The organism is Thomasclavelia sp. (genome assembly GCF_017889095.1).
Lineage (GTDB): Bacteria > Bacillota_I > Bacilli_A > Erysipelotrichales > Coprobacillaceae > Thomasclavelia.
Genome location: NZ_JAGHEW010000333.1, coordinates 1 through 3,191 on the forward strand (window position 1 = coordinate 1; position 3,191 = coordinate 3,191).

The window sequence follows — 3,191 nt, forward strand, 5'->3', positions numbered from 1 at the left end:
ATACTGATGACCAATGATTGAATAAAAAGAACATAGCTTATCTTCATGATGACAATGAACACAATAGCCTATTTTACTACAAGGAGTATCTTTATTTAAGCGTAAACAATTTTTTGGTGCCGCAATTTTTTCAACTCGATTAATTGCTTCCGGAATATCTTGAACTAATTTATTTGTCCCCGCCACCACAATAACTTTTTTTGGTCCATACGTCATGGCTGCTACTCGATTTCCCGTTCGATCAATATTATATAAATAACCATCAGCCGTAATTGCATTACTACTCGTTAAATAAATATCACAAGTAAGTGATTTATCAAAAACTTGAAACAATTCTTCCTTCGATAATTCCTCTTGATATCTATCCAAATAATTTATCTTTCTATTTTTTAAATAATCAATAATTCCGGTTTCAAAAAGTGTCACACTGCCACCAATTCCAATTGACATTTGATCTTTAATTTGTTTATCTAAAAAATCAAAAATTTCTTGCGGATCATCTAAATAGATAACTTCAATATTATTTCTTTTAAAACTTTCAATTACTTTATTTATTTCTAAATTCATTATTTTTACTCCTATCACCTTTGATCTTAAAAAGTGTAACACTATTTAATTACAAAAACAATCAAACGATTTCAATCACAATTAAAAAGAGCATCTTTGATTTAGATGCTCATCATTTATTCACTTACTATTTCAAAATCTTTTTCTACTTTAGCATTTTCAAAATTTGTTTTCGTTTCACTTTTGGATACCAGTACTGCCGCGCTAGCTGCTCCAATTACATTAGTTGCCGTTCTAGCCATATCAACAATACTTGAAATTGGCGCCAAAAGCACAATAATTTCAATTGGCAATCCTGCACTAGCAAATAAAGCAGTGGCAGTAATTGTAGCTGTTCCTGGTACTCCTACCGTACCAATTGATACAACCAAAGCTAAAACGATTAAAAATAAATATTGTAAAAGACTATATTCAATATGTAAAACATTTATTGCTAAAACTGCTAATAATACCGGCCACATTCCAGCACATCCTGGCATTCCTAAATTAGCTCCTAAACTAGCAACAAAACTGGCAATATCTTCATTTACTTTCAATTTTTTAGTCAACTGCTGCACAGTTACTGGAATAGTTCCCATACTGCTTTGTGATGTAAAAGCAATTATACCAGCTGGATAAATCCCTTTAAAAAAAGTAATTGGATTTACTTTAGCAATAAATTTTAATAATAAACTAGTTACTCCAAATATTTGAATTATACAAATAAGATAAGCTAAAAATAACACACTCATTAATGGTAATAAATCACTAATTGTACTTTTACTTACTGCTCTGGCAATCAATGATAATACTGCGTATGGTGTAAACCCAATTACAAAACTAATTACCTCACCCATGATCATATTTCCGGCATCAATAAATTTTTTAAACACAGCTACTTCTTTTTTAGCGGCTATTTTGTTATAAGAAATAGCGACAATGATTGCAAAAATAACAATCGGCACCACTTCACCATTGACCCAGCTTTTAGCTAGATTACTTGGAAATAAACTAACGATCGTATCAATAAAATCCGGAACTTGACTAGCCTGATAGTCACTTGATAATTGATAGGTTATATTAGTTCCGATATTAGTCATTGTCGCTAAAATTAAGGTAATCACGCTTGCAAAAAACGTATTCAACAACAAGAAAAAAATAGTTTTAATCCCAATATTCTTTAATTTAACAGAAGCATTTAAATTAGTTATACTTGATATAATGCTAAATAATAACAGTGGAATCACTAACGCTAAAATTAGATTAGTATAAATATTACCAATTGCTTCTAAATAGCGATAAGATCCTTTAAAAACAATTCCCACAATTACCCCAAAAAACAATCCTAAGATCGTTAATACGCCAAAATCCCATTTCTTTACTTTATCCAAATAATAAATAATCCCAAAAAACAAACTTGCCAATAATAAAGATCCTATTTCTAAAATATTAATATTCATTTAACTGTCCTCTTTTCTTTAATTTTCTATTATCAAGACAGTTAACAACATCGCATTAAGTTTATTCTTCTTTCACTCTTTTCTAACATATAACCCCTCTTTCCCTACTAATTTAGTATGATATAAATTTAAAATATTATCATACTACTGTCAAGCAATACGCTAAAATATTTTATCAGCACAAGTTACATAATTATTTAAATAATGTTATTATTTTTAAGAGGTGAACTACGATGAAAAGATTACAATTAAAATATAATTTAGTACAAATATTATATTGGATTTCAGCTTGCGCTTTACAAGGCTATGTTGCCATCTATTTACAATACAAAGGGCTAACTAATATCCAAATTGGAATCGTTACAAGTATCAGTTCAATTCTAACAATCTTTATTTCACCATATATATCATCTTTATTACATAAAATTAAAAAACTTACTATAAATATATTACTTTATTGGCTTTTTTTAATATCCTTGATTATCTTTCTAGCCATCACTTATCTACCACTATCAGGATATATAATTATGTTTGCTTATATAATTATCTATTGTTTGTCAATTTCAATCATCCCGCTCTTATCCTCTCTAGCAATGAATTATCTTCAAGCTGGACAAGAAATTAATTTTGGTTTAGCTAGAGGAATGGGATCAGTTTCTTATGCTCTCAGTGCAATATTAATTAGTCAAAGTATTAATTTATTTTCACCTAATGTTTTAGCAATCATCTATTTAATTGCTTCAATCAGTTTGATTATGATTATTCATCAATTACCAGATAATAAAATAATCATTAATGAAAAAGAAGAACGTAAAAATATATTGTTCATGATTAAAAAGTATAAAAGTCTTTTTTACTTACTATTAGGCTTTGCTTTCTGTTTTGCCGGAGCAATCGCTCTAGCAACCTATTTAATCAATATTATTAAAAATTTAGGCGGTAACACTAATACCTATGGTATTGCCATCTTTATCATGTCAATTAGTGAATTACCCGTTATGGCATTAACTAAAAGACTAATAAACAACGTTAATATAATGAAATTGTTTATCTTTGCGGGAATATGTTATTTACTTAGAAATAGTTTAATTGCTTTGGCACCACATATTTTAATTGTTTATACTGGAATGTTATTTCAAAGTATGTCTTATGGTATGTTAACATCACTACTTACATATTATGTTG

Annotated in this window: 3 protein-coding genes; 1 reads left to right on the forward strand and 2 read right to left on the reverse strand. The window is 28.6% G+C overall.

From position 1 onward, the window contains the following. On the reverse strand, positions 1 to 567 hold a 567-nt coding region (locus tag J7M77_RS14385), incomplete at its 3' end, for a lactate utilization protein (RefSeq protein ID WP_296879796.1). A gap of 116 nt (positions 568 to 683) precedes the next feature. Then, positions 684 to 2,006: a dicarboxylate/amino acid:cation symporter gene (locus tag J7M77_RS14390; protein WP_296879799.1), complete on the reverse strand. Its 1,323-nt coding sequence runs from the start codon at positions 2,004 to 2,006 to the stop codon at positions 684 to 686. Positions 2,007 to 2,239: 233 nt separating this feature from the next. On the opposite strand from J7M77_RS14390, the gene J7M77_RS14395 reads away from it, so the two are divergent. Then, positions 2,240 to 3,191, forward strand: a 952-nt coding sequence (locus J7M77_RS14395; RefSeq protein ID WP_296879801.1) for an MFS transporter, incomplete at its 3' end; no start/stop codon positions are given.

What these genes read in the sequence shown, in the direction of transcription:
- J7M77_RS14390 (WP_296879799.1), bottom strand. Translation starts at nt 2,006, where the DNA reads ATGAATATTAATATTTTAGAAATAGGATCTTTATTATTGGCAAGTTTG.